This is a genomic window from Xanthomonas sp. NCPPB 2632, assembly GCF_041228075.2.
GTDB lineage: Bacteria > Pseudomonadota > Gammaproteobacteria > Xanthomonadales > Rhodanobacteraceae > Luteibacter.
Window position 1 is genome coordinate 3,635,748 of the sequence record NZ_CM192979.1, and the last position, 26,441, is coordinate 3,662,188.

19 protein-coding genes and 2 tRNA genes are annotated in these 26,441 nt (G+C 65.4%); 3 read left to right on the top strand and 18 right to left on the bottom strand.

Translation table 11 applies throughout. The features are described from left to right. Nucleotides 1–24: 24 nt before the first annotated feature. The 4 genes from rplT to thrS form a co-directional block, all read right to left on the bottom strand. Nucleotides 25–384: a 50S ribosomal protein L20 gene (gene rplT / locus AB8808_RS15470; protein ID WP_285404571.1), complete on the bottom strand. Its 360-nt coding sequence runs from the start codon at nucleotides 382–384 to the stop codon at nucleotides 25–27. 14 nt (nucleotides 385–398) lie between these two features. Further along, nucleotides 399–596, bottom strand: coding sequence for a 50S ribosomal protein L35 (rpmI, locus tag AB8808_RS15475; protein ID WP_036114929.1), 198 nt, complete (start codon nucleotides 594–596; stop codon nucleotides 399–401). A 270-nt stretch (nucleotides 597–866) separates the two neighbouring features. After that, nucleotides 867–1,394, bottom strand: a complete 528-nt coding sequence (gene infC / locus AB8808_RS15480) for a translation initiation factor IF-3 (RefSeq protein ID WP_369931272.1) — start codon at nucleotides 1,392–1,394, stop codon at nucleotides 867–869. A 45-nt stretch (nucleotides 1,395–1,439) separates the two neighbouring features. Beyond that, nucleotides 1,440–3,341, bottom strand: a complete 1,902-nt coding sequence (gene thrS, locus AB8808_RS15485; RefSeq protein WP_369930519.1) for a threonine--tRNA ligase — start codon at nucleotides 3,339–3,341, stop codon at nucleotides 1,440–1,442. 232 nt (nucleotides 3,342–3,573) lie between these two features. On the opposite strand from thrS, the gene AB8808_RS15490 reads away from it, so the two are divergent. Beyond that, nucleotides 3,574–4,584, top strand: coding sequence for an NAD-dependent epimerase (locus tag AB8808_RS15490; RefSeq protein WP_369930520.1), 1,011 nt, complete (start codon nucleotides 3,574–3,576; stop codon nucleotides 4,582–4,584). A gap of 35 nt (nucleotides 4,585–4,619) precedes the next feature. Here AB8808_RS15490 and recD read toward each other — a convergent pair whose 3' ends face one another. From recD to uvrB, 7 genes are all read right to left on the bottom strand, one after another. Beyond that, entirely contained in the window at nucleotides 4,620–6,518 is a 1,899-nt protein-coding gene (gene recD / locus AB8808_RS15495) for an exodeoxyribonuclease V subunit alpha (protein WP_369930521.1), read from the bottom strand. Next, nucleotides 6,515–10,168: an exodeoxyribonuclease V subunit beta gene (recB, locus tag AB8808_RS15500; RefSeq protein WP_369930522.1), complete on the bottom strand. Its 3,654-nt coding sequence runs from the start codon at nucleotides 10,166–10,168 to the stop codon at nucleotides 6,515–6,517. Before recB ends, recD begins: the two co-directional genes overlap by 4 nt. Beyond that, on the bottom strand, nucleotides 10,165–13,587 hold the full coding sequence (gene recC / locus AB8808_RS15505; protein ID WP_369930523.1) for an exodeoxyribonuclease V subunit gamma: 3,423 nt from the start codon (nucleotides 13,585–13,587) through the stop codon (nucleotides 10,165–10,167). The genes recB and recC overlap by 4 nt, the downstream gene beginning before the upstream one ends. Before the next feature lie 70 nt (nucleotides 13,588–13,657). Then, nucleotides 13,658–14,026 (bottom strand): CopD family protein, encoded by a 369-nt coding sequence (locus AB8808_RS15510; protein ID WP_506193274.1) that lies wholly within the window; start codon nucleotides 14,024–14,026, stop codon nucleotides 13,658–13,660. Nucleotides 14,027–14,166: 140 nt separating this feature from the next. After that, nucleotides 14,167–14,721 (bottom strand): hypothetical protein, encoded by a 555-nt coding sequence (locus AB8808_RS15515; RefSeq protein WP_369930525.1) that lies wholly within the window; start codon nucleotides 14,719–14,721, stop codon nucleotides 14,167–14,169. A gap of 246 nt (nucleotides 14,722–14,967) precedes the next feature. After that, nucleotides 14,968–15,042, bottom strand: a tRNA-Val gene (locus tag AB8808_RS15520). 77 nt (nucleotides 15,043–15,119) lie between these two features. Then, the gene (uvrB, locus tag AB8808_RS15525; RefSeq protein ID WP_369930526.1) at nucleotides 15,120–17,144 is read right to left on the bottom strand and encodes an excinuclease ABC subunit UvrB; all 2,025 of its coding nucleotides are present in this window, start codon (nucleotides 17,142–17,144) and stop codon (nucleotides 15,120–15,122) included. 134 nt (nucleotides 17,145–17,278) lie between these two features. Here uvrB and AB8808_RS15530 point away from each other — a divergent pair, with 134 nt between their 5' ends. Then, the gene (locus tag AB8808_RS15530; protein WP_369930527.1) at nucleotides 17,279–17,818 is read left to right on the top strand and encodes a GspH/FimT family pseudopilin; all 540 of its coding nucleotides are present in this window, start codon (nucleotides 17,279–17,281) and stop codon (nucleotides 17,816–17,818) included. Between the two features lie 47 nt (nucleotides 17,819–17,865). Continuing rightward, nucleotides 17,866–17,942, top strand: a tRNA-Asn gene (locus AB8808_RS15535). Nucleotides 17,943–18,009: 67 nt separating this feature from the next. On the opposite strand, the gene AB8808_RS15540 is transcribed toward AB8808_RS15535, so the two are convergent. The 7 genes from AB8808_RS15540 to AB8808_RS15570 all read right to left on the bottom strand — a co-directional run bounded on the left by AB8808_RS15540 (nucleotide 18,010) and on the right by AB8808_RS15570 (nucleotide 26,060). After that, entirely contained in the window at nucleotides 18,010–19,494 is a 1,485-nt protein-coding gene (locus AB8808_RS15540; RefSeq protein WP_369930528.1) for a SulP family inorganic anion transporter, read from the bottom strand. A gap of 170 nt (nucleotides 19,495–19,664) precedes the next feature. Beyond that, nucleotides 19,665–19,937, bottom strand: a complete 273-nt coding sequence (locus AB8808_RS15545) for a DUF2845 domain-containing protein (RefSeq protein WP_369930529.1) — start codon at nucleotides 19,935–19,937, stop codon at nucleotides 19,665–19,667. An 86-nt stretch (nucleotides 19,938–20,023) separates the two neighbouring features. Continuing rightward, entirely contained in the window at nucleotides 20,024–20,623 is a 600-nt protein-coding gene (locus AB8808_RS15550; protein ID WP_369930530.1) for a DNA-3-methyladenine glycosylase, read from the bottom strand. A gap of 1 nt (nucleotide 20,624) precedes the next feature. Next, complete coding sequence (locus AB8808_RS15555; RefSeq protein ID WP_369930531.1) at nucleotides 20,625–20,759, bottom strand: hypothetical protein; 135 nt, start codon at nucleotides 20,757–20,759, stop codon at nucleotides 20,625–20,627. A gap of 52 nt (nucleotides 20,760–20,811) precedes the next feature. Next, nucleotides 20,812–20,967 carry a DUF3309 family protein gene (locus AB8808_RS15560; protein WP_081916427.1) on the bottom strand — a complete coding sequence of 52 codons (156 nt, stop codon included), beginning with the start codon at nucleotides 20,965–20,967 and terminating at the stop codon, nucleotides 20,812–20,814. A gap of 152 nt (nucleotides 20,968–21,119) precedes the next feature. Next, complete coding sequence (gene ppnN / locus AB8808_RS15565) at nucleotides 21,120–22,517, bottom strand: nucleotide 5'-monophosphate nucleosidase PpnN (RefSeq protein WP_369930532.1); 1,398 nt, start codon at nucleotides 22,515–22,517, stop codon at nucleotides 21,120–21,122. A gap of 177 nt (nucleotides 22,518–22,694) precedes the next feature. Further along, nucleotides 22,695–26,060, bottom strand: coding sequence for a TonB-dependent receptor (locus AB8808_RS15570; RefSeq protein WP_369930533.1), 3,366 nt, complete (start codon nucleotides 26,058–26,060; stop codon nucleotides 22,695–22,697). Between the last annotated feature and the right edge of the window lie 381 nt (nucleotides 26,061–26,441).

Below are 26,441 nucleotides of genomic sequence, written 5' to 3' on the forward strand. Positions count from 1 at the left end.
TCGCTATCGCGCGTTCAAAGCGGATTACGCAGCCAGACTGGCCTTGGCCTTCTCTGCGATCACGCCAAATGCCTTGATGTCGTGCACGGCGAGGTCGGCGAGGACCTTGCGGTCGACGGCGATCTCGGCCTTGGCCAGACCGTTGATCAGGCGGCTGTACGACAGACCGAACTGACGCGCAGCAGCGTTGATACGGACGATCCACAGCGCGCGGAACTGGCGCTTGCGCTGCTTGCGGCCGATATAGGCGTACTGGCCAGCCTTGATGACGGCCTGGTTGGCTACGCGGAATACCTTGCGACGGGCATTGTAGTAGCCCTTCGCACGGCCGAGGATTTTTTTGTGACGACGACGGGCGGTAACGCCACGCTTAACACGAGCCATGGTTCAACCCTCCCTTAAAGATACGGCAACATGCGAGCTACACCCTTGGTGTCGCAAGCTTTGACGTGGTTGGGAGCGCGCAGGCCGCGCTTACGCTTGGTCGACTTCTTGGTCAGGATATGTGACTTGAAGGCATGACCGGCTTTGAACTTGCCGGATGCGGTCTTGCGAAAACGCTTCGCTGCCGCCCGGTTGGTCTTGATCTTGGGCATCGGAATGCTCCGTATTCGGTTGCTGACTGATCCGGCGGCAAGCCCTTGCGGGACAAGCACTTTCCTTCCTGCCGGGTACGGTGGTACGGCCCATCCATGCGGGCCGAGCCGGCGATGATACACGAAGAACGTGTAGGAGCGCACGTTGTGCGCGAAAAGCCGACAATCGGGGACTAGGCCGAGGTGGGGCGAGCCTGGATCGCGCACAGCGTGCGCTCCTACCCCCCCATCTGGTTCGCAAAAAAGGCGCCCTGGGGCGCCTTTCTGGGTTCAGATCTTCTTCTTGGGACCGATCATCATGACCATCTGGCGGCCTTCGAGACGGGGGAAGGACTCCACCACGCCATCTTCGCCGATATCCCCCTGGACCCGGCGGGCCAGGTTCTGGCCGAGGTCCTGATGGGACATTTCGCGGCCGCGGAAGCGGATGGTGACCTTGACCTTGTCGCCTTCTTCCAGGAACTCGCGCATCTTGCGCAGCTTGATCTGGTAGTCGCCCTCGTCGGTAACGGGGCGGAACTTCACTTCCTTGATCTCGACCTGCTTCTGCTTCTTCTTCGCAGCCGAGGCCTTCTTCTGGGCCTCGAACTTGAACTTGCCGTAATCCATGATCTTGCAGACCGGCGGATCGCCGTTCGGCTGGATTTCGACCAGATCCATGCCCAGCTCTTCAGCGGCCTTGATGGCGTCTTCCGTCCGCATGATGCCGAGCTGCTCGCCTTCCGCGCCAAGCACGCGGACCTGCGGGACACGAATGTCTCTGTTCTTGCGATTGCCCTTGTTATCGGTCGTAGCGATACCGCTATCCTCCAGAAGAATGATCCCAATACCGGACCCGTGGCGTCAGCGACGGGTCTCGGCTTCCAAACGTTCGACGAACCGGGCCAACGGCATGCTGCCGAGGTCCTCGCCGCCGCGGGTACGTACGGAGATGGTACCTGTTTCTTTCTCGCGGTCACCGACCACGATCAGATAAGGCACCTTCTGCAACGTGTGCTCGCGGATTTTATATCCGACTTTTTCGTTGCGCAAATCGGAGTTTACCCTGAACCCTTGTCCGACAAGGGCTCGGGTCACCTCTTGCACGTAATCGGCCTGAGCGTCGGTAATGCTGAACGCAACCGCCTGAATGGGGGCGAGCCACGTCGGAAGCAAGCCCGCGTGGTGCTCGATCAGGATACCGATGAATCGCTCCATCGAGCCGACGATGGCCCGATGGAGCATGACCGGGTGCTGGCGCTGGCTGTTTTCGTCGACATATTCGGCGCCCAGGCGCTCGGGCATCATGAAATCGACCTGCATCGTGCCCACCTGCCAGGCGCGGCCGATGGAATCCTTCATGTGGTACTCGATCTTGGGGCCGTAGAAGGCGCCCTCGCCCGGCAGCTCCTCCCAGGCCACGCCGGCCGCCTGGAGGGCGGCGCGCAGGGCGTGTTCGGCCTTGTCCCAGACCTCGTCGGCGCCAATGCGCTTGTCCGGGCGCAGGGCGATCTTCATGGCGATCTCGTTGAAGCCGAAATCCTCGTAGACCTTCATGGCCTGGGCGTGGAACGCCGCGACCTCGCCTTCGATCTGCGCCGGGGTGCAGAAGATATGGCCGTCGTCCTGGGTGAAGGCGCGCACCCGCATGATGCCGTGCAGGGCACCGGAGGGCTCGTTGCGGTGGCAGCCGCCGAACTCGCCGTAGCGGACCGGGAGGTCGCGGTAGCTGTGCAGGCTGGTGTTGAAGATCTGGATGTGGCCCGGACAATTCATGGGCTTCAGGGCGTACGTGCGCTTCTCCGACTCGGTGAAGAACATGTTTTCCTGGTAGTTGTCCCAGTGGCCGGATTTCTTCCACAGGCTGACGTCCATGATCTGCGGACCGCGCACCTCCTGGTAGCCGCTGCTCTTGTAGACGCCGCGCACGTATTGCTCCACGGCCTGCCAGATGGCCCAGCCCTTGGGGTGCCAGAAGATCATGCCCGGCGCTTCTTCCTGCATGTGGAAGAGGTCGAGCTGCTTGCCGATGCGGCGGTGGTCGCGCTTCTCGGCCTCCTCCAGCTGGTGCAGGTAGGCCTTGAGGTCCTTGTCGTTGAGCCAGGACGTGCCGTAGATGCGGGTCAGCATCTCGTTGTTGGAATCGCCACGCCAGTAGGCGCCGGCCACATTCATCAGCTTGAAGGCGCGCAGCTTGCTCGTGTTGGGCACGTGCGGGCCGCGGCAGAGGTCGGTGAACTCACCCTGCGTGTAGAGCGACAGCGTCTCGCCCGCGGGGATGCTCTCGATGATCTGGGCCTTGTACTCCTCGCCCAGGCCACGGAAGAAGTCGATGGCCTCGTCGCGGCTCTTGACCGAGCGCGTCACCGGGATCTGCTCCTTGACGATCTTTTCCATCTCGGCCTCGATGGCCGCGAGGTCGTCCGGGGTGAAGGGGCGTTCGTAGGCGAAGTCGTAGTAGAAACCGTTGTCGATCACCGGGCCGATGGTGACCTGCGCGCCGGGAAACAGGCGCTGCACGGCCTGGCCCAGCAGGTGGGCCGTGGAATGGCGCAGGATGTCCAGCGCCTCGGGGCTCTTGTCGGTGACGATCTCGAGCGCGGCGTCGTGGTCGATCGTGAAGCTGGCATCCACCAGCGTGCCGTCCACCTTGCCGGCGAGCGTGGCCTTGGCGAGGCCCGCGCCGATGGAGGCGGCGACGTCCTGCACGGAGACGGGGTGATCGAACGGGCGCTGGCTGCCGTCGGGTAGCGTGATCTGGATCATAAATGCGAATTCCGGACAAACAAAAAGGGCGCCATGCGCCCTTCGAATGATGACGAAGACGTGGCGTGGATTCAGTAGGAGGGGCGCGTAGTCCGCATGTCGCACACTCGGCCAGCGTTACCGCGGGCCACCTTCGTCGGCTGGATACCCGCAAAAGCTAGATCAGGCACGCGGCCGTGTCAATCCGGGCGTCCGTTACACTGTGTCATTCGCTAGAGAACAGGTCTTCACCATGCGCATCCTGGTTACCGGCACGGCCGGTTTCGTCGGCTCGGCCCTCACCGAGCGCCTGCTGGCCCGCGGCGACACCGTGCTGGGCTTCGACAACCACAACGATTACTACGACCCCGCGTTGAAAGAAGCACGCGTGGCCCGGTTCATCGACCACCCGAACTACACCCATGTGCGCGCCGATCTTGCCGAGCAGGCTGCGGTGGACAAGGCTTTCGCCGATTTCCAGCCGGAGCGCGTGGTCAACCTCGCCGCCCAGGCCGGCGTGCGTTATTCGCTGACCCACCCGCACGCGTACGTGCAAAGCAATCTGGTCGGCTTCGTCAATATCCTGGAGGCATGCCGCCGGCACGCGGTCGGCCATCTGGTCTACGCGTCGTCCAGCTCGGTCTACGGCGCGAACCGGAAAATGCCCTTCGCCGTCGAGGATGCCGTGGACCACCCGGTCAGCCTGTATGCGGCGACCAAGAAGTCCAACGAGCTGATGGCGCACACCTACAGCCACCTGTTCGGGCTGCCCACCACGGGGCTACGCTTTTTCACGGTGTACGGCCCGTGGGGCCGGCCGGATATGTCGCCGATCCTGTTCGCCCGCCGCATCGTGCAGGGCGAGGCCATCGACGTCTTCAACCACGGCAACCACAGCCGCGACTTCACCTATATCGACGACATCGTCGAGGGCGTGATCCGCACGCTGGACCACCCGGCCCAGCCAGACCCGGGCTACGACCCGGTGGCGCCGCATGCCGGCAGTTCGTCGGCGCCGTATCGCGTGTACAACATCGGCAACGACGAACCCGTCCAGCTACTCGACTTCATCGGCCTGCTCGAGAAACACCTGGGCCGCACGGTCGAAAAGCGCCTGCTACCGATGCAGCCGGGCGACGTGCCGGATACCTGGGCCGACGTCTCGGCGATCCGCCGGGACGTCGGTTACGCACCCAGCACGTCGATCGACGCGGGGCTGGCGAAGTTCGCCGAGTGGTACAAATCCTACTACCGCGTGGATTGACCGCTCGGAGTCGACCTGCCTGTCGATCGATTCGTTCAGACCAAGCGCCGCAGCAGCCCGGATGCGCGATGGGTCCTGCGACCCACCGCGTAGGCGAGGATGTCCGCCGAGGCCAGCAGCGTGAACGCGGTGCGGGCGCGCGTCACGCCGGTGTAGACCAGTTCGCGCGTGAGCACGGGCGACGGCTCGGCGGGCAATGCCAACGCCGTGTGTTCGAATTCGGATCCCTGCGACTTGTGCACCGTCATCGCGAACACGGTGTCCACCGCGGAGAGACGACTGGGCACCACGAAACGGATGCGCTCCCCATCCTGCTCATGCATGACGGTGAACGCCACGCGCAAGGCCATGCCACCCTGCCCGTCCGGCACCCACAGGGTCAGGCCGACGTCGCCGTTCATCAGGCCCAGCGCGTAGTCGTTACGCGTCACCATCACCGGCCGCCCTTCGTACCAACCGCTGGTGGCCTCGACCAGCCCGCGCTCGAGCAGGCCTTTGGCGATGCGTTCGTTCTGCGCGTCGACCCCGGCATCGCCATGACGCGTGGCGCACAGCAACTGGAATCGCGCATAAGCTGTCAGCGCACCCGCCGCCCATGCCTCGAAGGCCGCGAGGTCAGCCCCGAGCGGGGGCCGGTTCGCCTCCAGCCAGTCCAGGTAATGCCGATAGCCCGGGGCCTGGTCACGCCCGTCGATCGCCACGGCGGCAATGGACGCGGCCGACGCCGGCAGCAGGGCCAATTCGCCGTTCGACGTGGACAAGGCCGCCGCCAAGGCCGCCATGTCCCCGTGGTTGATGCCCAGCGCCAGCGCGCCGATGCCGCTGTGCTCACCGAAGCGGCGGCTACGCCGCAGCATGGTCACCTGCTGGTCCAGCGGCCGTGCCTCGTCGTCCGTCGCGGACCAGGGGCCCACGTCGACGCCGAGCGTCCCGGCCAGCCAGGCCCGCGTGCCGGCATCGTAGTAGCCCCGGTCGGCCCGCGCGCACAGGTCGCCGAGGACGGCACCGGCTTCCACGGAGGACAACTGATCCTTGTCGCCCAGCAGCACCAGCCGTGCCTGCGGCGGCAGCGCGTCGAGGGTGGCCGCCATCATTTCGAGGTCGATCATGGAGGCCTCGTCGATGACCAGGACATCCAGGTGCAGCGGATGGTCGGCATCGTGGCGGAAGCGGCGGCTGTCGGGACGGCTGCCCAGCAGGCGGTGCAGCGTAGTGACTTCCGCGGGTATCGCCTGCTTGACGGCGGCATCCACCTGCAGCCGATCGATCTGCACGGCGATGGACGCATTGAGCCGCGCGGCCGCCTTGCCGGTGGGCGCGGCGAGGCGTATACGCAGGCGCGGCTGGCCGGCACGCTGCGCCATCGTCTGCAACAGCCCCAGCAGGCGGATGACCGTCGTGGTCTTGCCCGTACCCGGGCCGCCCGTGATGACGGCGAACGCGCCTCGCGCCGCGATGGCGCAGGCGATCTTCTGCCAGTCGGGCCCGCTCTCCACTGCGGGAAACAGGCGATCCAGCTCGGCGGCCAGGTCGTCCGGCACCGGCAGCGGCGCCAACCGGCCGAGCACGGCCTCGGCCACGCGTGCCTCGTCACGCCAGAAACGGCGCAGGTAGAGCAGCTCGCCATCGAGGACCAGCGGCGCGGCGGCGTCCCCCGTGGGACCGGCCACCAGCGGCGAGGCGACGAGGACAGGCCGGATATCCGCCAGCGCGGCGTCGGCGGCGGTGTTCCAGGTGCCGATGTCGACGCAGATATGTCCATCGCCCAGCTCACGGCTGACCTGCGCCGCCGCCAGCAGGACCCGCGGATCGCCCTGGGGATCGAGGCTGCCGAGGAAGCACGCGAGCGCGCGATCGACCGGACGAAGACGATCCTCCGCCACCGCGTTGTCCATCCAGCGATCGAGGTCGTCGCGTGTCGGCACGATGTTCATGCATCCGCTCCCCGGAACAAGGCGTCCAGCGCGTCGATCATCGCCCGCGGCGGACGCTCGGCATGCACGCCGTGACCGCGACCGTCCACGCCTCGCAGGTAAAGATAGACGGCGCCGCCGATATGGGTGTCGTAGTCGTAGGCATCGCCCAGGCGTGTACGCAGCTGGCGATGCAGCGCGAGCAGGTAGAGCGCGTATTGCAACTCGTAGCGGGCGTCGAGGATGGAGCGCCGCATGGCCTCCGGGGTGTAGGCGTGCTGGTCGGTGCCCAGCCAGTTGGACTTGTAGTCCACGACGTACCAGCGCCCTTCATGCTCGATGATGAGATCGATGAAGCCCTTGAGCATGCCGTTGACGCGATCGGACGCGAGGGCCGGCCTTGCCGCGCCGTCCAGCGTGTAGGTGCGGACGATGCGGTCCAGCGCGAGCGTATCGACGCCCTTCGCCTCGAACAGGAATTCCAGCTCCGCGCGATAGCGGCGGGGGTCGTCCAGCGCGCCGAGCGCGAGCGTACGGCCGTCGGGCAAGGGCAGCGGCGTGGACAGCAACCCGAGCAGCCAGGTCGTCAGCAGGTCGATCGCGTGCGCCCAGCCGCGCCGCTCGCAGCGGCGTGCCACGGTATCGCGCAGGCGCTGCGGGTCGCGGGCGATCGCGGCGAAGCCTTCTTCCGCCATCCACTCGAGCAGGTCGTGCAAGAAGGTGCCTGCCTCCGCGCCACGCTCGAACGCATGGATGCTGCCGGCCTCCGCGACCGCCGCCGGACGCTCGCTCGCGTATTCGACGATCACGTCGTCCGTGGCGGTCTCCGGCGCAACGATGTCATCCTCCGCATGGCGCAGTGCGCTGTAACTGGCGATCCACCAGGGCTCGGCACGCGCGATATGCGCACGGCGCGCCGGCGCTGGATGTTCCTGCTGCGCCGGCGGTTGGTAGCGGTTGTCCTCCGGCGCGGGCATGTAGTCCACTGCGATGCAGGTGTGACCCTCCGCAAGGCGCCGCAGGAGACCCTCTACCGCGCCGTTGTCGATCTCCGCGCCGCCGGTAAGCAGGTGACCCAGCGCCGCCTTGTGCAGCTGCGGTTTTTTCGCGGATGCATGACTGACCGGCGCGACACCGATCCAGCACGCGTGACGCGCACGGGTCAGGGCCACGTAGAGCAAGCGCAGGTCTTCCTGCAACACCGCGCGCTCGGCGGCCTCCTTCGCGTCACGCACGGCATCGCCCGCACCCTGGTGGCTGGCCGCGACCAGTTCCAGCTGGGCACCGCTGCCGTCGTGGTAGCGATAGCCCTGCCCCGGGCGCATGCCTGCCACGGCGGCCGCGAAGGGCAGGAAGACCAGGGGATATTCCAGGCCCTTCGACTTGTGGATGGTCACGACCTTGACCAGGTCGTCGTCGCTTTCCAGGCGGACGATCTGGTCGTCGCCCGTGTGACCGGCGGTATCGGCGATACGCTCGGCCAGATGACGGATGAGCGCCTGCTCACCTTCGATCATGGACGCGGCCTGCTGCAGCAGTTCGGCCAGGTGCAGCAGGTTGGTCAGGCTGCGTTCGCCGCCACGCTGCGCCAGCAACCGTGCCGGAAGGTCGAACAGGTGCAGGAAACGGTGCAGCATGGCCAGCACTCCGCCCCGGCGCCACGTCTCGCGCAGTTCGAACAGCTGCTGCCCGCGCCGCTCCCAGTGCCGCTCGTCCACATTGAGGCGCTCCAGTTCGCCGTAGCCCAGATCGAGGCTGCGGGTGGCCAGCGCGGCACGCATGGCCGTGTCGGAGGATGGCTCGGCAACGGCACGCAGCCAAAACAGGATGTCGTGGGCCTCGATGCTCTCGAGCACCGAGTCGCGATCGGACAGGAACACGCTGCGCACGTGGCGCTGCGCGAGCGCATCGCGGATCTGGGTCGCCTCGCTGTGGCTACGGACCAGGACGGCGATATCCGCCGGCTTCAGCGCCGTGAAGTGGCCTTCGGTCGAAACGAAGCCACAGCGATCATGCCCTGCGGCATTCAGTAGTTCAACGATGTGCGTGGCGCAGGCACCGGCCATCTGCTCGCGGTAGACACGCACGCCCACCGGCTGTTCGTCGTCGAGCAGCCAGACCTGCAAGGCCGCGGGCACAGCGTCGTCAATAACGAGGCGTTCGCTGCGGCCACGTGACCGCACCGGTGCGAAGGGTAGCCCGCGGTCGGCGAAGTGGAACGCACCCGTGGCGTGGCCTTCGGCATGCCCGAACAGCGCATTGACCGCCGCCACCATGGCCTCGCTGGAACGATGGTTGGTGTCCAGGCTGTAATGCGGCGGAAGCGCTTCCGCCCTGGCCCCGAGGTAGGTCTGGATGTCGGCCCCGCGGAAGGCGTAGATGGCCTGCTTGGGGTCGCCGATCAACAACAGTCCGGTACCTTCCGCCGCGGCGTAGATCGCGCGGAAGATCCGGTACTGCAAGGGGTCCGTGTCCTGGAACTCGTCGATGAGGGCGAGCGGGTATTGCCGGGCGATGGTCTGCGCCAGTCCCGTACCGGTGTCGGCCGCGAGCGCCCGATCCAGGCGCAGCAGAAGATCGTCGAACCCGATCTGCGCACGCCGCCGTTTCTGCGCGGCGAAACGCTCGCGTACCCAGGCCAGGGCGTCGGCCAACACGACATGGCGAATGCCTACCTTTCCCGCCTGCCAGGCCTGCCAGTGTTCCAGCGCCGCAAACGCCGGATGCTCGGGCCGATGCTTGCCCTTGCCCGTCGCCTTGCCCAGCCGCGTCACGGAATAACGCGCGATATCGAAGTCGACGCGTTCGGCACGTTCCGCCCAGTAACGCATGGCGGCAAGATCGGTGGGAATACGGTCCGGCTTGTACCAGCCGTTGTGCAGGGTCTTGTCACCTACCGCGGCGGTAATGGTCGCCTCGATGCGATCGATATCGGCGAGCCAAGTGCGCGCCGCATCCGCGTGGCGTCGCTCATCCTCCTCGTCCCATGCGGCACGATCGAGCAGGGCCGCATCGAGATCGCCGCCGGAGGCCAATACCTCGCCGTTGACGCGCAACGTGGCCTCGCCGCCGAACAGCAAGGGGCGTAGTGCGCGCGCAAGCGCATCGGGCGTCTGCCATTCCTCGAGGATGGGCGCGAGACGCGCCTCGTCGAGCAGGTAGAACGCCTTGCGCCAGTAGTCGCGTACGCACTCGGCGAGCAGTTCGCTCTCGTCCGGCTCCAGCGTCTGGGCGAAGGCGTGGCCACTGCCGAAGGCATGCTGGATCAGCATCCGCTGGCTCCAGCCATGGATGGTGAAGATGGCCGCCTCGTCCATCCATTGCGCGGCGAGCTCGAGCCGGCGCGCGCACGCGCCATGACGCTCCGCCTCGCAGGCATCCAGGAGCGCGGCGAGGAAGGGCTCTTTTGTCGTGCCGGCACGGAAGGCGGCGGCCGCCTCGACGAGACGCGCCCGCACGCGCTCGCGCAGTTCCTGCGTGGCCGCCTCGGTAAACGTCACCACCAGGATCTGCGGTGGCAGCAGGGGCTGCGCCACGCCATGGCCCAACACGGCGCGCACGTAAAGTGCGGCGATCGTCCACGTCTTGCCCGTGCCGGCACTGGCCTCGATCAGGCGCACGCCGTCCAGCGGCATGGTCAGCGGGTCCAGCGTCTGGAAGTCGAGGGTCATGCGCGCTCCACGTGAAGCGCGCCCAGCAGGTCGCGATAGGGCTGCAGCCAGCGGGTGAAACCGGCGCGCTCGAGCGCATCGAACTCGGGCCACGCGCGCATCAGATAAGGATCGCCGTCCACTTCGCCCCGTGCACGATCGTAGACGCCCTCGTAGGCTTGTCGTGCGGCCTGCATCGATGATTCCTCCGGGGCCAGGAGCGCCGAAAGCGCGGTGCGCGCGGCGACCGGCAGCGGCGACCGCATGCCCTCGCGCCACGCCAGCAGCAGTGTCTCCAGCATGGACGTGGCGCGGTCGGTCGGAATCGGGGCAAGCACGATGGTGGCGTCCGGCCCGACATACCGGGTCTGCACGGCAATCCCGGCGGCCTGGGCCACCAGGTGATCGATCCATGGCATCACCAGCCGGTGCGTACGTGGCGAGCCGTCCGGCTCCAGCACGTTCGCGGGCGAAAGCAGGAAAGCGGCGAGGTTGCCTTCCGTATCGGCCCGGAGTTCGGCCAGCCAGTCCTCGACGACCACACCCGCGGCCTCGACACGCACTTCCCGCTTGCCGGCATCGACCGGCCAGCGGCGGCGCTCGGTCACGAACCGGGCGAAGATGGCCGACGCCGTGGCCGTCAGTTCACGGCGAACCGGCGCAGCGAACCCGCCCATGGGCAGCAGGCCGCTGCGTTGCAGCCGCGACGCCGCCGTATCGATCGCGCCCGCGGCGTCGTTGCCGCTGTGGATGGCGGCACGCAGCAAGGTGTCGGTCATGCCGAACCGACCCAGCGCATCGACCGCGAACGGCTCCTGGTCGTCGCCTGCGATGTCGCCCAGTTCGAACCGCACGCCGAGCCGTGCCTGGAAGAACTCCCGCACCGGATGACGCAGGAAACGCCGCAGCACGGCAAGCCCGATGGGCCGTTCGACGAGCAGCGCCGGCAAGGTCGACGCGTCGGCGGACGGTGCGATGTCGTGCGCCTGGCGCCACTCGCTGGCGTAGGTGAACAACCGGGCGTCGCCCTGACGAAAGTAGGCACGACTGAAGGGCTGCAACGGGTGCTCCACCGACAGCTGTGCCAGAAGCGGCTGACCGTCGGCGCACAGCCATGCCGATGCCAGGTAATCGCGCAGCTGTCCCACCAGCACCGATGGCGCGCGCTCGCTGTTGTCGCGGGCGCTGCGCGCGACCCAGCCGATGTGCAGGGCATCGCGCGCGGACAGCAGGGCCTCGAGGAAAAGGTAGCGATCGTCCTCACGACGCGAGCGGTCGCCCGGCCGCCACGCACCCGACCGCGACATCAGGTCGAAATCCATGGGCGGACGGGCACGCGGGTAGTCGCCGTCGTTCATGCCCAGCAGGCAGACCACCCGGAACGGGATGGCCCGCATGGGCATCAGCGTACCGAAGCTGACCGCGCCGGCGAGGAATCGCTTGGACAGCCCCACGTCGTCGAACTGACCGAGCCAGGCCTCGCGCACCACGTCCACCGGCAAGGGCTCGTCGAACCGGGCTTCGGCGCAAGCGCCCTCCCAGGTATCGAGGGCATCCAGGAGGCGCTCCAACTGCTTGGCATCCTCGGCATCGGAGCGGTCGAAGAAATCGTCGATCAGCCGGCGCAGGCGCGTCCCCCATGTCGCGGCTGGCGCCGGTTCGGCCATGTGTTGCCAGTGGCGACCGAGTGCGGCGAGGAGATCGGACAACGGACCGACCAGTGCCGCATCGAGCCCGCCCACCTCGTCGAAGGGCTCGATATCGCCCCATGCCTCCCCTTCCCCCACGGCATAGCCCAGCAACATGCGCCGCAGGCCGAACGCCCAGGTGTTCTGCTCCAGGGCCGGTAGCCCCAGCGAACCGCGCTGTGCCGCATCCAGCCCCCAGCGGATACCGGCGCCGCCGATCCAGCGATGCAGCAAGGGCAGGTCGTCCTCGGCCAGGCCGAAACGCGTGCGCACCGCCGGGACATCGAGCAGATCGGCCATCTCGCCGGCCGTGAACCGCGACTCGGTCATGCCCATCAGCATGTCCAGCGCCATGACCAGCGGAACGGTGCCACGGGCCGCACGATCCGCCACGCTGAACGGAATGAATCGCGGGTCGTCGCGCGGCACGCGGCCGAAGACGGCGTCGATGTGCGGGCCGTAGGTTTCGATATCGGGCACCATCACGATCACGTCGCGAGGCAGGATGGGATGGCCGTCGCGTGCGGATGCCTCGAACCGGGCAAGCAGCTGGTCGTGGAGGATCTCCACCTCGCGCTGCGGCCCGTGCGCGAGATGGAAGACGATGGAGGTGTCGTCCGCCGCCACCTGCCGCGGTTCTTCCGGCAGGGGCTCCAGGTCGAGGATGGCCGCCTGCACCTGCCCGAGCAGCGTGTTGCCGGTCGGCTCGGCGAACAGGTCGATGCGCTGGTCCCACGCGGTGAAACGCTCGCGATAGGTATCCGGATGGTCGAACTCGTCGAGCAGGCGGATGTAGTCGCGACCCTGCTTGCCCCAGGCGGCCAGCAGGGGGTTGGCGTAGAGGTGCATGTCCTCGTCGGACGGCAGCAGAGGCATGCCGGGTTTGCTTTCCTGACGCCTGCGCTCGGCCCGCAGCAACTCGCGGTCGTCGACGATGTCCGCCCAGTAGTGGCGACAGGGATTCATCACCACCAGCACCACCTGCGACCAGCGCGCCAGCGCGGACAGGGCCTCCAGCGTTTGCCGCGGGAGCGAGGACATGCCGAACACCACGATGCGACGCGACAGGGCCGCCGGGCGCTCCGACGCAGAGGCCACGGCCCGCAGGAAGCGCTCGTGGACGGCGGCACGGTGGCCGTCGGCCTCTTCCGGACCGACATCGTCCAGCAAGCGACGCCACAGGCGCGCCTGCCAGCGATCGTCTTCCGCCATGTCGGGCGCCGCACCGCGGGCGTCCCGCAGCACGTCGCGCCCTGCCGCCCAATCGTCGAGCCAGTCGGCACGGTAGACCTGGTACTGGTCGTAAAGGTCGGCGAGCCGCTCGGCCAGCTGGTGGCACTTGCGCGCGTCGTCGTCCTTGCCGAGGAACGCGCTGAGCGAAGCGAAGCCCTCCTCGGCGGCTACGGAAGGCAACAGGCGCATCAGGCGCCAGACCAGACGGGACTTGTCGAAAGGCGACTCCGGCGGCACGGCGTCCTTGCCGAGCACGGCGCGGTAGGCCACCCAGAGGAAACGCCCCGGCAACTGGACATCGACGGCCGCGGCGATACCCATGCCGCCCTCGGCCTCCGAGCGCGCCAGCGCAAGGCGAAACCACTGCGCGATGCCGTTGGACTGGACCAGGATCGATTCGTCTTCCAGGGGTTGCAGGGGCGCACGGCGAAGCCACGCCACCAGGACGTCACGCAGTTCTTCCAGGCGGTTGCCATGCAGGACCATGAGGCCTGGCGCGATGTCGTTCGCTGCGGTCACCACGGAGCTCCAGCGGACTCGGGAATCATGCGGTTGATGATGACGGCCTCATGTCGCACGGATCGAGACGTCAGAACGGCTTCCCGACAACGAGATAGACGATGGCCAGCAGGACCAGTACCGGCAACTCGTTGCAAAGCCGCAGGGCCTTGGACGACGGCAGCGAACCGCCTGCCTCGCTCCGTTTCAGCAGGCGGCCCGTCCAGATGTAGTAGGCGAGCATCCCGGCGACCAGCGCCAGCTTCATGTGCAGCCAACCACCGGAGATGTGGAAATAGAGCCAGAGCACCAGACCGAAAGCGAGTGCCACACCGAACATGATGTGGCCGAACCGGTACAGACGGCGGCCCATCAGGATCAGCCGTGCGCGGACCGCAGCCTCGCTGCCCGCCTCCACGATGTTGATCAGTATCCGCGGCAGGTAAAACACCGCTGCCATCCAGGCGATGACGAAGACGATGTGCAGGGACTTGATCAGAAGGTAGCCCACGGGATGTCGCTCCACCGGGAAAGCAACGAGTGTAGCGACTCTGCGGCGCGCTGGCGGACCCCGAGCCACCGTGCGGCCTCATTTCGCGGTTAGCGTGACAGGCCGAGCAGACGAAACACGGCATCGGCCACGATACTTGCAACGCCACCGGCCACGCCCGCTGCCACCACCGCACCCACGACGCGGTGTTTCCAGGCGATCAGCTGTTCCAGCCTGGTTTCCACGCCGTCCAGTCGCAAGCCGAGGCGCGCTGTTTCAGCCTTGGCATGCTCGTCGCTTGTATCCAGCCGTTTTATCAGTCGGGCTTCGGTTGCCGCAAGGCGCTGATCCGATCGCGCTTCCGATGCGAGTACGCGCTGCTCCGACCTGGCTTCAGCGTCGGCAAAACGCTGCTCCACCTCCGAAAAACGCTGCTCCGTGCGCGCCTCTGCCGCCGCCATGCGCTGCTCGAAACGGATATCGGCTGCGTCCTGACGCTGCATCATCCGGTCAAGCAGCACATTCATACTGGCCGTGCGCTCGTCGAGCCGGCCCAATTGCTCCTGCATACCGCCGAGGATGCCCGCCAGGTCGGCACCCGAGGGATGCACGCAGTCGGCGTAGCCCGCGGGCCGGCCTGGGCCCGGGTATCGCGTCTTCTTCATGACGTACTCCATCGCGCTGATCCTCCTCAGTGTGCGGGACGCGAGGCGATGGGTCGTGAGAATCCGGACCGGTTCGCGTCAGGGCCTCCAGTCTGGCTAACGCGCGACATGCTTGCACCGGGTCCCCGATCATCATCAAGCGTAAGTAGCAACCGCTCTGGATGTCGTCCAAATGCCGGGCACAAAAAAAGGAGCCGCAGGCTCCTTTTTTCAGCTTCTTCGTGCCACCGCCCCGATGAGGGAAAGTGGTGGGCGGTACAAGGATCGAACTTGTGACCCCTACCATGTCAAGGTAGTGCTCTACCGCTGAGCTAACCGCCCGAAGAGCTGCGCAGTTTACCGGCGCCCGATCCCCGCTGCAAGAGCCCGGCCGGATTTTTTTCCCGGGCCGGCCCGTGTCAGCGCAGGGCCCTGTCCCGCAGCCGGTGGATCTCGTCGCGGAGCTTGCCTGCCTCCTCGAACTCGAGGTTCTGGGCGTGCTTGTACATGCGCGTCTCCAGCTTCTTGATCGTGGAGCCGACCTGCTCGGGGGTCAGGGAGCCGTAATCGGCCTGCTCTTCCTGGGCCTTCTTCGCCTCCTTGCCCTTGCGCCCCTTGCCACCGCGGGCACCCACATCGGAGCGGGCGCCCTCCATGATGTCCGCAATGCGTCGTACGACGGTCGTAGGCGTGATGCCATGGGCCGTGTTGTATTCGACCTGCTTCTCGCGGCGGCGCGCCGTCTCGTCGATGGCGTCCTTCATGGAGCCGGTAATGGTGTCGCCGTACAGGATCGCCTTGCCGCGTACGTTTCGGGCCGCGCGGCCGATGGTCTGGATCAGGGAGCGTGTGGAACGCAGGAAACCCTCCTTGTCCGCGTCGAGAATGGCCACCAGCGACACTTCGGGCATGTCCAGGCCCTCGCGCAGCAGGTTGATACCCACCAGCACGTCGAATTCGCCCAGGCGCAGGTCGCGGATGATCTCCGTACGCTCCACCGTGTCGATGTCCGCATGCAGGTAGCGCACCCGCACGTCGTGTTCGGACAGGTAATCCGTCAGGTTTTCCGCCATGCGCTTGGTCAGCGTGGTAACCAGCACGCGGTCGCCTATCGCCACGCGCTTGTGGATCTCGCCCAGCAGGTCGTCGACCTGGGTACGGACCGGCCGCACCTCCACCTCGGGGTCGATCAGGCCCGTGGGACGCACGACCAGCTCGACCACGTTGTCGATGGAGCGCTCGAGTTCGTACTTCGCCGGCGTGGCCGACACGTAGATCGCACGTGGCGCACGGCGCTCCCATTCTTCGAAGCGAAGGGGGCGGTTGTCCATCGCAGACGGCAGGCGGAAACCGAACTCCACCAGCGTCTCCTTACGCGAACGGTCACCCTTGTACATGGCGCCCAGCTGCGGAACGGTCACGTGCGACTCGTCGACCACCATCAACGCGTCCGGCGGCAGGTAATCGAACAGCGTCGGCGGCGGCTCACCCGGGCCGCGGCGGGTCATGTGCCGCGAGTAGTTCTCGATGCCCTGGCAGAATCCCACCTCGGCCATCATTTCCAGGTCGAAACGGGTGCGCTGCTCCAGGCGCTGCGCCTCGACGAGCTTGTTGTCCCGGTACAGCTGCTCCAGCCGCTCCGACAGCTCGACCTTGATCGTCTCCATCGCGTTGAGAACGCTCTGGCGCGTGCTGGCGTAATGGGTTTTCGGGTACACCGTGTAGCGGGGCACCTTGCGCAGCACTTCGCCGGTGAGCGGATCGAACAGCGAAAGGTTTTCCACCTCCCCGTCGAACAGCTCGATGCGCAGCGCCTCGGACTCCGACTCCGCCGGGAACACATCGACCACTTCGCCACGCACGCGGTACGTACCGCGCCGCAGGTCCATCTCGTTGCGCACGTACTGCAGTTCGGTCAGCTGACGGATCAGCGCACGCTGCTGGATATGCTCGCCGCGCGACAGGATAAGGCGGAGGCTCATGTAGTCCTCCGGATCGCCCAGGCCGTAGATCGCGGACACGGTGGCCACGATCAGGGAATCGCGCCGCGACAACAGGGCCTTGGTCGCCGCGAGACGCATCTGCTCGATGTGATCGTTGATGCTGGAATCCTTCTCGATGAAGGTATCCGAGGCCACCACGTAGGCTTCCGGCTGGTAGTAATCGTAGTAGCTGACGAAGTACTCCACCGCGTTGTGCGGAAAGAACTCCTTGAATTCGCCGTAGAGCTGCGCGGCCAGTGTCTTGTTCGGCGCGAGCACGATGGTCGGCTTCTGGATCTGCTCCACCACGTTGGCGATGGTGAAGGTCTTTCCGGACCCGGTCACGCCGAGCAGGGTCTGGGCAGCCAGGCCGGATTCGAAGCCCTCGCTCAGGCGGCGAATGGCCTCCGACTGGTCACCGGCGGGCTTGTAGGGCGAAACGAGCTGGAAGCGATCGGTCATGGTTGACCATATGCTGGCTGAAAGGACGATTTTAAACGGCGGCCGCCTACAGGGCGTGAGGTCCTAACCTGACAGTGGATGGCGTTCGCCCGAGTCAGGATGGTCAAGGACTTTTCCTGCCGCGGTCGCTCCCCATGCCCACACGCCAAAGGCTCCCAGGCGGCTTCACCCTGCCCGACCTCACCACCACGCTGGCCATCGCCGGCTTGCTGGCACTGGTTACCCTGCCGGCCCTTGCCGGGACACTCGCCCGCTACCAGTTGAAAGCCACCGGGGAAGCGCTCTTCACATCGCTGAACAAGGCCCGCGCCACGGCCATCCGGCGCGGCCACCCTACCCGCGTCTGCCCCAGCGAAGACGGGCGCCTGTGCTCGCCCGCCGCCGACTGGAGCCTGGGTTGGATCGCCCGCGACCAGCAGGCCAAAGCCTTGTTCGATGTATCGGATACCTTGCCCCGTGCCATCACTATCGTTCACTCGCTCGGGCGATCCGCGGTGAACTTCCAGCCCGACGGCACCGCCAACCACGATAACCAGCGAATCAGCCTGTGCGTTCGCGGCAAAGCCCATACGGCGGTCAGCATCGTGCTGGCACGGTCGGGCCGTATCCGTCGCGAAACCGCTCCCGCCGACATCGCGGCGGCGTGTGCCCGGCACCGCGCAAAAAATGCCTAGAGCCGCTTGACAGCCCCCATCGACATCAACACAATACGTGGCTCCCCGCCCGAATAGCTCAGCCGGTTAGAGCACTTGACTGTTAATCAGGGGGTCGTTGGTTCGAGTCCAACTTCGGGCGCCAGGTTTTGAAAGGGTCTGCAGCGATGCAGACCCTTTTCTTTTGGGCGGTGACCCGCTCATCCGCACACTCAGTGAGCGCCCGTATCCAGTGACGCGCCTTCCCGATGGTGCGTACCCAGGCGCTGCACCAGTTCGTGGCTGGCGGCGTTCAGGCCCACGACGTCCACCGTGACGCCTGCCTGGCGGAACTTGAGTACCACGCGATCCAGCGCACCGATCGCGGTCAGGTCCCAGAGGTGGGCCGCGGTGACATCGATCACCACGCCGCTCAGGTCCTCTTCCTTCACGTCGAAAAAGTCACCGAACGTATCCGCCGACGCGAAGAACACCTGGCCGGAGACGACGTAGGTACGCACGCCCTCCTCGGAGAGGGAGCTATCCACATCCAGCATGCGACCGACCTTGCGCGCGAAGAACACCGCGGACAGGATTACGCCGGTCAACACGCCACGTGCGAGATCGTGCGTCCAGACGGTCACCACGACCGTGCCCAGCATGACAACGCTGGACGACGTGGGATGCGTGCGCAGTGCGGCGATGGATCGCCAGTTGAACGTGCTGAGCGAGACCATGATCATCACCGCCACCAGCGCCGCCATGGGGATCTGGCTGACCCATGGTGCGCCGAACACCACCAGCATGAGCAGCACCACGCCGGCCACCAGCGTCGATAGCCGGCCGCGACCGCCGGAGCGCACGTTGATGACCGACTGGCCGATCATGGCGCAGCCCGCCATGCCACCGATGAAGCCGGTCGCGATATTGGCGAAGCCCTGCCCCATGCACTCGCGGTTCTTGTCCGACCGCGTGTCGGTCATGTCGTTGACGATCTGCAAGGTCATCATCGATTCGAGCAGCCCGACCACCGCCAGCGTCGCCGCCGTGGGCAACACGATCTTCGCGGTCTCCCAGTTCAGCGGCACGTCCGGCAGCAGGAAGCGCGGCAGCGAATCGGGCAATGCGCCCATGTCGCCCACACGGTGGATATCGATGCGGAAGACGATGGCGATGACCGTCATCACCACGATGGCCACCAACGGCGATGGCACGGCGCGCGTGACGTAGGGGAACAGGTAAATGATAGCCAGCGCGCCGGCAGTCATCGGATAGACCATCCACGACACGCCGATAAGCTCGGGCAGTTGCGCCATGAAGATGAGAATGGCCAGTGCGTTGACGAACCCGGTGACCACGGACCGCGAAACGAAACGCATGAGGCCGCCGAGCCGGAGCGCGCCTGCCAGCACCTGGAACAGACCGGTCGCGATGGTCGTCAGCAACAGGTACTGCAAGCCGTGGGTCTTGACCATGCTCACCATCAGCAGGGCCATCGCCCCGGTGGCGGCGGAAATCATGGCCGGCCGGCCGCCCGTGAAAGCGATCACCACCGCCATCGAGAACGATGCGTAGAGACCCACCTTGGGGTCCACGCCGGCGATGACGGAAAACGCGATGGCTTCGGGAATGAGCGCGAGCGCGACGACGAGGCCCGAGAGCACGTCGCCACGCACGTTGAAGAACCACTGCTGGCTCCAACGAGTAGAGGTATTCATGAATTGTCCTGGTAAACGGATAGACGGTCGGTAAGAAACCGACACGCGATCGTCCTGCGGTAGATACCGCAGCCTGAGAACACAAGGGTGACGATCAGGGTGGCGTAAGCACCGGGCGAATCCAGGACATGGGGTTGAGACGTCGATGATAACCCATCGACGTTCGCGAGTCAGTTTTGCAGTTGCGTGATCGAGCGGATGCGCCCGTCGACGATCTCGATCTGCACGGATTTACCGTGATCGAAATACTCCAGCCGATACCCCTCGAGGCCGCCACGCGGTGTTTCGATCGGCGTTTCACGATCGGGCTTGCCGGCGATCTGGCGGAGGCGGCCTTCGCTGTCGCCCGTGGTCACGACCTGGGAGCCGAAGCGGTAGGTATCTGCGGAGGCGACGCCAATGGAAAGGGCGGTAAGAACACACGCGGTGACGATGCGCTTCATGCGAGCATCCATGTCGGGTATGCGCCAGAGGTTATGCCACATGGAACGGTAAAGCCAACCTGCCCTCCCCGCGAAGCACATGGCACTCAGGCGCGTGAGACGTGGGGATTGCCTGCCACGAACCACCGCCACAGGAGGTCGGTGCCTTCCCGGATACCGATACGCGCGGAGCCGACCACCTCATCGGGCGGCGGCATGCCGTCGTCAAGGATGGTGTAACCATCCCGCGCCCGCGCCAGGTCGATGCCGTTCTGTGCGCCGGTGATACCCATGGCCTGGGTCAGCCGGGCCGGACCGCTGCACAGATCGCGGTCCTTACGGATACGTGGCCGTGCTGCACGCATCGTTTCGATACCCGCGACAGGTTCGAGCGCGCGCATGAGGACGCCGGAACCTTCGCCTTCGTCACCGCACACCGTGTTCGCACACCAGTGCATGCCGTACGTAAAGTACACATACATATGCCCGGGAGGTCCGAACATCACCGCGTTGCGTTTGGTCTTGCCACGGAACGTGTGTGCGGCAGGATCGATGGCGCCTATATAGGCCTCGACTTCCACGATGCGCCCTGCCCTTCCGTCAGCCGAGGCCAGCAACTTGTTCAGCAGCTGCGGAGCCACATCGCGCGCGTCGCGATGGAAGAAGCTGCGGGGAACGATATCGCCCGGCCATTCAACACGCGCCAACTCAGGTCTCCACGGGATCGCCGTCGGTGTCCGGATCGGGGCCGGGTCGATTCACCGGCGACTCGTCGAAAGGCACGGGCTCGGCGCCTGTCGGCACCTTGTCGGTCGCGGGAACGGGACGATGGGGTCGGGTCATGGGGTGCTCCGCTCCCGGTGCGCCTGGGCGTCACCGGGAACCTGGAGAGAAATCAGAATACGCCAAGCAGCCAGCAGATCAGCACGATGGCGAGGACCACGCCGATACCGCCGCTGGGACCGTAACCCCACGAGCTGGAATAGCCCCACGTGGGCAGCCCGCCGATGAGTGCGAGAACGAGGATGACGAGCAGGATGGTGACGAGCATGGGATCTCTCCGGGCGGGATGCGTGGGTGCCATCCTCGCTTGTGGAGCCGTCTAGACGGTGTGACGCATCGTGCCCGTTTGCGCGTGGCGTTCAGCTAATGGCGAGCCGGACCGACCTACCCGATCCGGCCGCCATTACTTAAGTACGCCTATCAGGTGCGCACCACGTAGCACGGCTCATAGGCCGTGCCGCCGGGCAGCTTCATGCGGTGTTGCGCAACGAAGGCTTTCAGCATCTCGTCGAGGGCGCGCATGATCTCAGGCTCGCCGTCGATCACGAACGGGCCGGACTGTTCGATGGCGCGCACGCCCTCCTCCTTGACGTTGCCGGCAACGATGCCCGAGAACGCACGGCGAAGATCGGCCGCCAGTTCGTGCTTCGGGCGATCGCGATGCAGCGCCAGGCCGGCCATGGCTTCGTGCGTGGGACGGAACGGCTGCTGGAACGGCAGCGGGATATCCAGGGCCCAGTTGAAGAAGAAGGCGTCCTTGTTGTCGAGCCGGTGATTGCGCACCTTCTCGATGCCCGCGACCATGGCGTGTGCGACAGCCGCCGGATCGTCGACGATGATCTTGTAGTGTTTGGCTACGTCGTCGCCGAGTGTCAGGCGGAGGAAACGGTCGATCTGCTCGAAGTACGCCGCCGACTGCTGCGGCCCGGTGAAGATCAACGGGAACGGAATGCCCTTGTTCTTCGGCAACAGCAGGATACCGAGCATGTAGAGTATTTCTTCCGCCGTGCCGACGCCGCCCGGGAAGACGATGATGCCGTGGCCCAGCCGCACGAACGCCTCGAGACGTTTCTCGATGTCCGGCATGATGACCAGGTTGTTGACGATCGGGTTGGGCGACTCCGCGGCGATGATGCCCGGCTCGGTCACACCGATATAGCGGTTGCCCTTGCGACGCTGCTTGGCGTGGGCGATGGTCGCGCCCTTCATGGGGCCCTTCATCGCACCCGGGCCACACCCGGTGCAGATGTCCATGCTGCGCAGGCCGAGCTGGTAGCCGACCCGCTTGGTGTACTCGTACTCGTCGCGCGAGATGGAATGACCACCCCAGCAGACCACGAGGTTGGGGTCCACCTGGGGGCGCAGGATGCGCGAATTGCGCAGGATCTCGAACACGGCGTGCGTGATGCCCACGGTGTCGTCGAGATCGAAGGCGCCTGCTTCCAGCTGGGTGGATACGTAGACGATGTCACGCACCACCGCGACCAGCAGTTCGTTGATGCCGCGGATGATGCGGCCGTCGACGAAAGCCTGCTCCGGCGCATTCTTCAGTTCGATCTTGATGCCGCGATCTTCCTGCAGCACCTGGATGTCGAAATCGGGGTATTGCTCGAACAGGGTGCCGGGGTCGTCCGAGAGGTTGCCCGAGGTCAGCACCGCCAGCGCGCAACGGCGCAGCAACTGGTGCAGGCCCGACCCGCTGGCGTCGCGCAGGCGCGCCACTTCGTTGCGGGAGAGGATGTCGAGGCCGCCGGCCGGCGATACGCGGGCACTCACGGTCTTGCCGTTGACCGGGTCCCCGAAATGGATGGCATTCATGGAGTTACTCGTCCTTTACGACCGCGGATTAGCGGCGAACCCCGCTCCGGATCGGGAGCGGACCGCCTAGGATCACGCGGACGGCGCCGGGGGGTCAAGACCGGCGCCGTCCGTGGCAAAAAGAAGGCCGGCACCCTCACGGGTACCGGCCTCCGGATCAAGCAACGAATCCTTCGCTTAGAACGTGTAGCGAACCGTCAGCATGGCGGACCAACGCGAGACCGGGTTGATCTTGGTCGCGCTGTTGTCGGTCGGGGCGTCGTAGATGCCCTTCAGGCCCGGCTGGAAGTTGCCGTTGGCATCGGTCGGCAGGTTGTAGATGTACTCGCCCTGCGCGTTGACGCCACCGAAGTTGGCCAGGGTGCGGGTGTACGGGAAGCCGACATACGACTGCTGGCCCCACTTCTTGTTCACGAGGTTCAGGAAGTTGTACACGTCCAGGCGGATCTCGCCCTTGTTGCCCTTGAAGATGCCGGGAATTTCCTGGCTCATGCTCAGGTCGATCTGGTTGACCCAGGCGGACGTGGCACCGTTACGCTTGGCAATCTTGCCCTGCTGCTTGCGCAGGTAGCTGTCACCGTTGATGTAGTCGTAGAACTGGTTCACCAGCTGCTGCGACGCCGCTGCCGTACCGGCGGCATTGCGGAACACGGTGCCGTCGTTGCGGGTCGGGATGTACGCCAGGTCCTTCGAGTAGCTGTCGCCGTTCGAATCGTTGCCGAAGATCCAGCTGTACGGCACGCCGGAGTGGCCGTCATAGAACGCGCTGATCGTGGTGGCATAGTCGCCGAAGAAGTTGTGCTGCCACGTGAGCGAGGCGTTCAGGCGCTTCGCGATGTTCGTATTGGCCGTGGAGGCGACATCTTCGTTCGGGTTGGTCCAGGCGCTGTTCGAATAGTTCGACGTGGCCTGGCTCGACGTACCGGGGTTCACTTCGGTCGAATGACCGCCGGTGGCCGCGACGCTCCACGACCAGCCATCCGCCATCGGCTTCGAGAACGACAGCGTGACGGTGTCGGCACCACCCTTTGAGGTGTTGGTCAGGTAGGTGACGCCCTGGGCGAAACGGTCGTCGCGGCGAGCGCGAGCATTACTACCGCCCGTGTTCGAACCGATGAGGTTCGCTGCATTGCCCGCGCAGTTGACGCCCGTCGGTCCGCCCACGGGGGTCGCGCCACCGATGCAGGCGTTATACGTGTAGCGACCGTCGGGCATGATGCCGGTGGGACCGCCGATATTCAGGTTTTGATAGAGGATGCCGTCCTGCACGTCGAGGTGCTGGTACTCGATGCTGGCGATGATGCCCTGCCACGGCAGTTCACGATCGAAGGCGATCGAGGACTTCCACACGCTCGGCAGCTTGAAGTTCTTGTCGACCGTATCCACCGCCTGCTGGGGCAGGGTGCCCGCACCGCTGGTCGGCTGGTTGAACGGGTTGGCGCTGAACTGCGGGCACGGAAGCGTCTGGGTGCCGAGCTTGCAGTTCACTCCATCGGCCAGGCGATCATACGAGTACGTAGCGACGTTGATACCGTTGTTCTGGTACGGGTTGGTCATCCACACGGTCGGCGGATCGGACTGGAACAGGCCGACGCCACCGCGCAACTGGGTCTTGTATTCGCTGTCGAAGGTGTAGTTGAACGACAGTCGCGGCTCGACCAGCTGGCTACCATTGATCGTGTTGGCATTGCTGAAGCCGTACTTCGACTGGAACGTTGCGTTGTACAGCGGCTTGTCGTCGGTCAGGTACTTGTTGACACGGAAACCGAACTGCACCGAAAGGTTGTCTGATGCCTGCCAGGTGTCCTGCAGGAAGAAGGTGTGACGACGCAGTTCCCACTGGGCCGCGATGTCGTTCAGCGAGTAGCCCTTCGCCGGCTGGTACAGCGAATAGTTGCTGTACAGGCCATTGGCGATGTTGTTCGCACCGTTGTTGCCGAACGTGTACGCGCCGAATTCGGTACGGCCGAACAGGTTGTAGATGCGGTTACGCTCCCACTCGAAGCCACCCTTGATGGTGTGGTCACCGAGATACAGCGTGCCGGCCCACATCGCGTTGAGCGTCTTCACCGAAGCCGCGTTGTAATGGCTGAACTGGTCTTCGCCGAGACTGACCGTCGGGCCGGTGGCGCTGGTGCCGAAGTTCGTGTTGTTCGCACGAACGGTGACCATCGGCTGCTGCGTGTCGACCGAGCGATTCAGGCCGTAGTCGCTGTAACCGATCTTGGTCTCCGACGAGAAGATGTCGTTCCAGTCGTCGAACGACTGCAGCGTGTAATTCTTGATATCGGAGTTGACGGTGTACCAATAGCTCGACAGACCGACGGACGAGGTGCCGTTGCCCTGCGGGTTGGGCTTCACTTCCTTGGTACGCGAGTACGCAAGGTTCATACGGTGGCCGTCCGTGATGTTCCAGTCCAGCTTCGCGATGTAGCGCTTGTCGGTCAGCGTGCCGGCGTTGGCCCCGGTGCTGCCCGGGGCGATCCCGAGACCGGTTGCACCATTGACGATGCGCTGCAAATCGTTCTGCGAAATCTTGTTGACCGTCGAATTGGCCAGCGACGGATCGAGGCCATTGACGGCACCCGAACTCAGGCCGGTCACTTCTTCCTTCTCATACCCGGCGAAGAAGAACAGCTTGTCCTTGATGATCGGACCACCGACGGTCGCGCCGGCCACCCAGTTGCGATCGAACTCGGTGTAGTCACGACCCTGGTCGAGCCAGCCGGCCTTGCCGACCATGCTGCTGGCGTTCTTGAAGCCGTAGTAGGCCGAACCATGGAAGTCATTCGTACCCGACTTCGTCACGGCGTTGATGTCCGCGCCGATCGTGTCGGAGCCGACGTCATAGTTGGCCGTCGAGATGTTGAACGAGTCGATCGTATCCATCGAGACCGGCGAGCCGACGGTCGGCATGCCCGTGCCGTTCAGGCCGAACGGGTCGCCCACGCCCAGGCCGTCGACCTTGATGCTGTTCATACGGGCGTTCTGGCCGTTGGCCGAGATCGCGCCGGTGCCGTGGTCGACGTTGACGCGCGGGTCGAGACGGGCGATGTCCGCGATGTTGCGGCTCGGGGCCGGCGTGGCCTTCAACTGCGCCTGAGAAATGGTGGTGCCCAGGCCCTTGTTCTCCGACGAGAACTGGCCGGAGACGGCCGACACGGTGACAGCGTTCAGCGCGGTGGCATCGGCGGCATTGGCGGCGGCGCCGGAGGTCAGGTTGACCGCGGTGTCCGCGCCCAACTGCAGGTAGACGTTGTCCTGGCGAGCCGACGGGGCGCCATCCTTGGTCGCGGTCACGTCGAACGGACCGCCGACGCGGAGGCCCTGGGCCGAGTAACGGCCGCTGGCATCGGTGGTGGTGGTCTTCGTCGTGCCCGACGGCTCGTGCACGATGACGACGGTGGCATTGGCCACCGGCTGGCCGCCGGCGTCGAGGACGCGGCCGCTGATCGTGGACGAGGTTTCCTGCGCGAACGCAGGTGCCGTCAGCAGCGAGGCGATCGCCAACGGCAGGAGTTTGGCGCGGATTCGGCTATTCATCTAATGGTCGACCCTGTGGCTTGCATACGAAAATTTTTTCCAGACGAAGGGCTACCTGGCGCGGGGCCGGGTGGAGCGTCGCATCTGGACTTTCCCCAAATCGCTGGCTGTGTCGTCTCATGTGACCCGGCTCACATCCTTGCGACCGGTGGCGACAGTTGTTAAGCCAACTTTAACGGCATTGTATGACAGATTTGTAACGTTTTCACGCCAGTTTGATAAATACCACTTCCGTGACGGTTGGTGGTTTTGTCGATTAATCCATTGATTTTAAAGTATATATTTCGCCAATAACGCCCGCGTCACCGGATCCTGTAAGAGCCACCCCTACCGGCGATGTCGACGAGCGGCATGGCGGGCCGCAAGCCTGTGTTGCCTATA

What these genes read in the sequence shown, in the direction of transcription:
- ppnN (WP_369930532.1), bottom strand. Translation starts at nt 22,517, where the DNA reads ATGAATGCCATCCATTTCGGGGACCCGGTCAACGGCAAGACCGTGAGT.
- AB8808_RS15510 (WP_506193274.1), bottom strand. Translation starts at nt 14,026, where the DNA reads ATGGCAGCGGTGTTTTACCTGCCGCGGATACTGATCAACATCGTGGAG.
- recD (WP_369930521.1), bottom strand. Translation starts at nt 6,518, where the DNA reads ATGAACATCGTGCCGACACGCGACGACCTCGATCGCTGGATGGACAAC.
- AB8808_RS15530 (WP_369930527.1), top strand. Translation starts at nt 17,279, where the DNA reads ATGCCCACACGCCAAAGGCTCCCAGGCGGCTTCACCCTGCCCGACCTC.
- recB (WP_369930522.1), bottom strand. Translation starts at nt 10,168, where the DNA reads ATGACCCTCGACTTCCAGACGCTGGACCCGCTGACCATGCCGCTGGAC.
- AB8808_RS15560 (WP_081916427.1), bottom strand. Translation starts at nt 20,967, where the DNA reads ATGCTCGTCACCATCCTGCTCGTCATCCTCGTTCTCGCACTCATCGGC.
- AB8808_RS15555 (WP_369930531.1), bottom strand. Translation starts at nt 20,759, where the DNA reads ATGACCCGACCCCATCGTCCCGTTCCCGCGACCGACAAGGTGCCGACA.
- uvrB (WP_369930526.1), bottom strand. Translation starts at nt 17,144, where the DNA reads ATGACCGATCGCTTCCAGCTCGTTTCGCCCTACAAGCCCGCCGGTGAC.
- rplT (WP_285404571.1), bottom strand. Translation starts at nt 384, where the DNA reads ATGGCTCGTGTTAAGCGTGGCGTTACCGCCCGTCGTCGTCACAAAAAA.
- thrS (WP_369930519.1), bottom strand. Translation starts at nt 3,341, where the DNA reads ATGATCCAGATCACGCTACCCGACGGCAGCCAGCGCCCGTTCGATCAC.
- AB8808_RS15515 (WP_369930525.1), bottom strand. Translation starts at nt 14,721, where the DNA reads ATGAAGAAGACGCGATACCCGGGCCCAGGCCGGCCCGCGGGCTACGCC.
- AB8808_RS15540 (WP_369930528.1), bottom strand. Translation starts at nt 19,494, where the DNA reads ATGAATACCTCTACTCGTTGGAGCCAGCAGTGGTTCTTCAACGTGCGT.
- rpmI (WP_036114929.1), bottom strand. Translation starts at nt 596, where the DNA reads ATGCCCAAGATCAAGACCAACCGGGCGGCAGCGAAGCGTTTTCGCAAG.
- AB8808_RS15545 (WP_369930529.1), bottom strand. Translation starts at nt 19,937, where the DNA reads ATGAAGCGCATCGTCACCGCGTGTGTTCTTACCGCCCTTTCCATTGGC.
- AB8808_RS15490 (WP_369930520.1), top strand. Translation starts at nt 3,574, where the DNA reads ATGCGCATCCTGGTTACCGGCACGGCCGGTTTCGTCGGCTCGGCCCTC.
- AB8808_RS15570 (WP_369930533.1), bottom strand. Translation starts at nt 26,060, where the DNA reads ATGAATAGCCGAATCCGCGCCAAACTCCTGCCGTTGGCGATCGCCTCG.